Source organism: Clostridium sp., assembly GCF_040797585.1.
In the GTDB taxonomy this organism is placed as follows: domain Bacteria; phylum Bacillota; class Clostridia; order Clostridiales; family Clostridiaceae; genus Clostridium_Z.
In genome coordinates this window covers 1-6,392 of sequence record NZ_JBFNEO010000169.1, presented here as the reverse complement: position 1 = coordinate 6,392, position 6,392 = coordinate 1, and the positions used below count along the sequence as shown (strand labels likewise).

At 30.1% G+C, this 6,392-nt stretch carries 5 protein-coding genes; 4 read left to right on the top strand and 1 reads right to left on the bottom strand.

All coding sequences use genetic code 11. The annotated features are described in order from the left end of the window. The 4 genes from AB2369_RS10395 to AB2369_RS10380 form a co-directional block, all read left to right on the top strand. On the top strand, positions 1-576 hold a 576-nt coding region (locus tag AB2369_RS10395), incomplete at its 5' end, for a collagen-like protein (RefSeq protein ID WP_367666413.1). Between the two features lie 371 nt (positions 577-947). Beyond that, positions 948-2,603 carry a glycosyltransferase gene (locus AB2369_RS10390; RefSeq protein WP_367666412.1) on the top strand — a complete coding sequence of 552 codons (1,656 nt, stop codon included), beginning with the start codon at positions 948-950 and terminating at the stop codon, positions 2,601-2,603. Further along, a complete protein-coding gene (locus tag AB2369_RS10385) occupies positions 2,593-3,255 on the top strand; it encodes a glycosyltransferase family protein (RefSeq protein ID WP_367666411.1) in 663 nt (220 codons plus the stop codon). Before AB2369_RS10390 ends, AB2369_RS10385 begins: the two co-directional genes overlap by 11 nt. Before the next feature lie 338 nt (positions 3,256-3,593). Next, positions 3,594-5,255 carry a hypothetical protein gene (locus tag AB2369_RS10380; protein WP_367666410.1) on the top strand — a complete coding sequence of 554 codons (1,662 nt, stop codon included), beginning with the start codon at positions 3,594-3,596 and terminating at the stop codon, positions 5,253-5,255. 173 nt (positions 5,256-5,428) lie between these two features. Here the strand turns inward: AB2369_RS10380 and AB2369_RS10375 are convergent, their stop codons facing one another. Continuing rightward, complete coding sequence (locus AB2369_RS10375) at positions 5,429-6,019, bottom strand: DUF4489 domain-containing protein (RefSeq protein WP_367666409.1); 591 nt, start codon at positions 6,017-6,019, stop codon at positions 5,429-5,431. Positions 6,020-6,392: the final 373 nt, after the last annotated feature.

Genomic DNA, 6,392 nt, shown 5'->3' with positions numbered 1-6,392 from the left:
ACAGGAGCAACAGGAGCAACAGGAGCAACAGGAGCAACAGGAGCTACAGGTGCAACAGGAGCAACAGGAGCAACAGGAGCAACGGGTGCTACAGGGGCAACGGGTGCTACAGGGGCAACAGGACCTACGGGACCAACAGGACCGACAGGAGCCACTGGACCGTTAGCTACGGCAAACAATGCAAGTATTGTTGAAACAACAGTAAATATTGTTGCACCAGGGGCAAATATACCATTTGATACAATAATTCATTTACAAGGTACTGCTATAGCATTTGTGCCACCATTTGATATTATACTTCAGGGAGGCAGAACTTATCTTGCAATCTATGAAGTACAGGTAACTGCTGTCAACGGAGGATCAGCAGATGCATTAATGACTCTAAATGGATTAAATATAGTTGGCTCAGGAGTATCCCTTGGAGTTGCAGCGGCTCAAGGATTTACTTCATTTACAAGTGTTGCTATATTCGCAACTCCAGCTGGAGGACCAAGTATTTTAAGAGTAAGAACAGGTGCTACTTCAGATACTCTAAGTACTTTAGGCGGTACTATGAACGTTGTAGCATTGACTTAGTCAAGATAAATCTGTAGAAGTTTTTAGATATGCTATAAGATATAAATTAGTAATAATGATTATAAGAAATAAAGAGTTTATGGCAAAAACAAAGGGTTAGATCTTAGAGAAAGAGAGTAGACTATTTATAGCATTGCTTAAGACTATATAATAAATTCTTAGGATTCAGAGTGTAGAAATTCTACTTTTCTGGATCCTTTTTATGATTATATAAAAGATTTTATAGATATTAATCAGAAAATAATTAGATATATGTATTTATAATTTAGCTTTATATTCTACAAGAGCATCTTAAATATGTAACAATAGTCGCCCATATAAATACAATATTATTGTATGAATTTATAATTAAGGCCTAAAAGGAGGATGTTATGGGAACAAGTATTATAATACTTACACATAATCAATTGAATTATACAAAGATTTGCATAGATAGTATTAGGCAATATACAAAGGATGAAGATTATGAAATTATAATAGTTGATAATAACTCTACAGATGAAACTAGAGCATGGCTTGAAGAAAATAAGGATTTAAAAGTAATTTTAAATAATGAGAATATGGGTTTTCCTAAAGGATGTAATCAAGGAATAGAAATAGCAGATAAGGAAAATGATATTTTACTTCTAAATAATGATGTTATAGTAACAGAAAATTGGTTAAGTAATTTAAGAACATGTCTATATAGTGACGAAAAAATAGGAGCTGTAGGCCCAGTAACTAATTCTGCATCTTATGGCCAAAGTATAGCAGTTAATTACTCATCAATTGAAGAGATTCATAGGTTTGCATCAGATTTTAATAAGAGTAATAAGGAATTATGGGAAAGAAGAATAAAGTTAATAGGATTTTGTTTACTTATAAAGAGGGAAGTTATAGATAAGGTTGGAGTGTTAGATGAAAGATTCTTTCCAGGAAATTTTGAAGATGATGACTATTCAATGAGAGTTATTAAAGAAGGGTACAAGTTGATTCTATGTAGAGATACTTTTATACATCATTATGGGGGAGCTTCTTTTAATAGAGATAATAAATTTTATGAGATAATAAATAAAAATAATTTAGAGTTCATTAAAAAATGGAACTTTTCATTTATAGATTTAGGAATACATGAAGAATATTTAAAGTTTATATCACCTGATGGGTCATGCTCTATATTAGAAGTAGGGTGTGGATGTGGAGCAACAGGGCTTAATATTAAGGGAAAGCTTAATAACTGTAAGTACTATGGTGTGGAGCTAAATAATTTTGCACAGGAAATAGCTAGCAGGTCTATAGACATTATTAATGATGAAGAGTTTAAAGATATAAATATACAATTTAATTATATATTTATAACATCTTTGCAAAGGCTAAAATCTCAAGAAAACCTTATAAGAAATCTAAAATATGTTTTAACAGATAACACTAAGGTAATAGTTAATATAGATTTTAATGATAAAGATAAAGATCTTATAGAGAGTCTAAATTATATAGAAGGGCTTATGGGATATTACAACTTCCGTATGGTTTATGATGAAAAGGAGTTTTTAGGAACTAATATAGTTAATAGAATAGCTGTATTTTATCATTCAAGTAACTATAATAAGGTATCAAATATAATTTATAAGAAAGAAGATATTAATAGTAATAGGGATATTATATTTAAGCTAAGAAGGGTAGAATTTGATATAGATAAAAAAGAGGCTTCAGATATGATACTTAGTCATATAAGTGAAGGCTTTATAACTATAGAGGAATTAATGGATTTATTAAATAAAAATATTATAAATAAAATTAAGGTGTTAAATTCCATATTTGAAGAAAGTAAAAATAGTAAGAATAGTTTACTAGGATTAATATTGTTAGGTAAATCCTATGATATAGATAGAGATAATATTAACACAAATATTTTAATATCTAAAGCTTTTTATGAAGAAGGATATAAAAATTTAGCTTTAAAACATCTTTATAATTGTAAAAATAAGAATGAAGATATATTAAAGAATATTAGCACTATAGAGAGAGGGATATGTGATGGAAATTAATGATAAATTGATATCCTTTATAATATGTGTTAATGATGAATCCTTATATGAAGAATGTAAAAGATATATAAAAGAATTAAAAATTCCAGAAGGGTACTCCATAGAAATTATAAAGATTACAGATGCTAGAAGTATGACTAGCGGATATAACAAGGGGATTCACAAAGCTTTAGGAAAATATAAGATTTATATGCATCAAGATGTATTTATATTAAATAAAAACATATTAGATGACATATTATATATATTCTCAAATAAGAACATTGGGGTTATAGGCTTGGTAGGAAGCAAAGGGATACCTGATAGTGCAATATGGTGGGAGGATAATGAAGTATATGGGTCTGTATATGATAACCACAATGGAGTTATGGACAAATTGGAATTTAGAAATCCACAGGGGTATATAGAAGAAGTATCTTTAATAGATGGATTAATTATGATAACTCAGTATGATGTACCTTGGAGAGAGGATATATTTCAAGGGTGGCACTTCTATGACGCTTCTCAGTGCATAGAATTTACTAAAAATAACTTTAAAATAGTAGTGCCTAAGCAGTTAGATCCATGGATACTACATGACTGTGGAATAGTATCCGTTAACGGATATGACTATTATAGAAATAAATTTATAAGTGAGTATATAGATAAATAACACGATAATTGAAACTAAATCATAATCTACTATTATTTAAAGTGTATTCAAGGGTTGAGTTTTGAAACAATTTATCTATATATTACTAATTCTTAAATAAATAATTAGTAATATGTTTTAAGAAGGATTTTTTAAATAAGCTTATGTTAATACATATGGTATAAATATAAGCTTATTTGATTTGTAAAAATTTAAATTATTGTAATAAGCGATAAGCATGCAAAACCCAATATTTGGAATAAATATAAGTTATATTGTTGTTTTATAGAATTGTAACATAAGTAAATTTAAAACATATATTAGTATTAGAACCAAAGAAGTAGGGAGGGATAACCCGTATGGAAAACAAAGGTCAATATAAAAATAATAATTTAGATTTTAATGTTGAAGAATATGGCTTAGAAGAATTTAAAGCTGATATAGGTTATGCAGAAGAGATTGATTATAAGCTATATGATGTTATTGAAGATCTTAAATTAGATGTTGAAGATAAAGAATATAGAGAGTTTAAAGATCATAAAAAAGATCATTGGGAATTTGGAAAGAAGAGATGTTGTAAGCGTCATGATCCTTGGGATTGTGGATGGGATAAACCAGACCATGATTGCAAGGATCATGATTGGGATTGGGGCTGCGAAAAGCATCATGATGATTGTAAGCGCCATGATTGGGATTGTGAAAAGCATCATGATGATTGTAAGCACCATGATTGGGACTGTGAAAAACCACATGATGATTGCGGACACTTTGATTGGGACTGTGAAAAGCATCATCATAAAACTCATTGTAAAGACAAGGACTGGGAGTGTGATGATAAACACAAACAGGATCCATGTTTAGTAATAACTAAAGAATTTGATAGAAGTTGTGCAATACCAGGGCAAGAAGTTACAGTATCTATAAGATTAAAAAATAAAGGAAGATTTATTCTTCATAATTTAGTTGTAACTGATGACCTTCCACCACAATTAACCTTTGTACCAGGAAGTTTAGAAATTAACTGTAAGAGAATTCGTTATGATAGTACTACATTAGAGCCTATAACTTTACGCTGCTTAAAACCAGGTCAAGAGGTATTAATAACCTTTAGAGTTCTAGTTGGAGAATTTGAAGGACAAGTAAATAATACAGCATGTGTTAGATTCTCATTCTTTATATCAGGATGTTGTAGTAGAGAAGTATGGGCAAGTGAATGTAGTGATCCTGCTGTTTTAAATATAGTTAATGCTTTATGTAACCTTACAAAAGAAGTTAGCCTTGAAAGCTCATGTGATGAGGCAGAAATTGGGGATATATTAGTATATACAATAAGAGCTTCAAGTGAGTGCCAAATAAGAATTGATGATTTTATACTAAGAGATGAGTTATCACCATCCCTAAGATGTTTAGAAGTTAGAGAGGGCGATACTACCTTTAACTGTGGAGACTTAGCAACTGGAATAAACCTTGGACCAATAGAGCCAGGTCAAACTAGGGTAGTAACCATAAGAGCAAAAATAATAGGATTAGGCGATTGTGGAATAATAAGAAATATAGCAACGGGAACAGCTATAATTGATGGGCAAGAATTTGAGTGTGAATCAAATGAAGTAATGACAAGGGTAAATTTCAAAGACTGTGGATGCTTCGATATAGAAGATTGTGTTAGACTTTCTTGTAAACAAGGACCAACTATAGGGCTTATAAAATCCTGTGCAGATGTTGAAATTTTAGATATAAGAGATATATCACATTGCGAAGGAAATAGAAAGATAAAAGTAAGTGCTCTGTTAAATACATCCTATGTATTTGATAAGGGACATGGTCGTGAAGGTAAAGTTTGCAATAAGAAGAAGTTTAGTTTCATATTTAAACTTCCTAAGGGAGTAAACTTATGCTGTAAGGATTTAGTTAAGATACTATGCGTAAAAGATATATGTAGTAAAGTACACTGTGGATTCACAATAGAATCTAAAATTAAACTAATATTCTGTGTAAAAATGAAAGATAAGGTTAAATAAGATAAAAAGCTCTGTAAGTTAGCTTACAGGGCTTTTCTTTTTGCTTAATATTTTTATTAAATAATATATAAAGTTATTGTTAGCATATAATATAAAAGACAGGTAGATAAAGAACCTACCTATCTTTAGAAAAATTAATATTTATTATATATTAATGGACTTAAAATAAAAGCTTAACGAGATATTGCTGTTGCAGATATATTTGAGCTTCTTATTGAAGCGCTTTCAGTAATTAATACTCCTACACCAGTTAGTACACTTGCAGAAACTCTAACTATTTCTACAGTGTACACACAACATCCTGGACAAGCATTACATTCACAATAACTAAAGTTAAATGAGTTAGTTACATTTACGGCTAGAGCTAATACTCCAAAGGCATAATCCCAAGTTCCTAAAGTTATCTTTGAACCAGAGTTACAAGTCTTGCTTAGCTGGAAAGTTACTGTAAATGGTCCACCTAAAATAGGTGCAGCTCCAAGTGTTATAAGAGCTTGATAGTTTATTATAGAGTCAAAATCTATCTTAACTGAAGGGTTACAAAGACAAGTTGTATCTAATGTAACACTTGCTACTGGTATTGGAGTAAAGGTTGGGTTTGTAATGGTAGGGATTGGAATAGATACACCACTACCATTTCCACAAGCAAATAAAGATGCTTGATCTGGCGTAGGATGTCCAGGTGTACAATGTGCACAGTTACAACATCTAGAGTCATACTTAAACCCATCCATATAATCTGTATTAAAAGGTCTCGAATTCATAATAATCCTCCTTAATTTTTTATTATTATCTTTAGTAGTATTAAAAGGAAGACAGTCTTCTTTGTCTATTAAACAAGATATTGGTGAAAAATGTTTATTAGGTATAGCCCTGAATCTTCGGCATTTTATTATAATAGATATATCTACAGTATATAATATACAAAGAAAATCATAATGTTACATTAGGGGTAACAAAACAACATAAAATATTTAAAAATATAAATATTTTGCATAATTATATGGAATTTTAAGAGTTGATATAATATTAAATGGAATAATATAAAGTTAATTCAATAGGGTTATTGTAACTACATTGCGAGTACAGATATATTTGAGCTATTAATTGATACAATTTCAGTAGAAGTATTCGTTC

What these genes read in the sequence shown, in the direction of transcription:
- AB2369_RS10380 (WP_367666410.1), top strand. Translation starts at nt 3,594, where the DNA reads ATGGAAAACAAAGGTCAATATAAAAATAATAATTTAGATTTTAATGTT.
- AB2369_RS10375 (WP_367666409.1), bottom strand. Translation starts at nt 6,019, where the DNA reads ATGAATTCGAGACCTTTTAATACAGATTATATGGATGGGTTTAAGTAT.
- AB2369_RS10390 (WP_367666412.1), top strand. Translation starts at nt 948, where the DNA reads ATGGGAACAAGTATTATAATACTTACACATAATCAATTGAATTATACA.
- AB2369_RS10385 (WP_367666411.1), top strand. Translation starts at nt 2,593, where the DNA reads ATGGAAATTAATGATAAATTGATATCCTTTATAATATGTGTTAATGAT.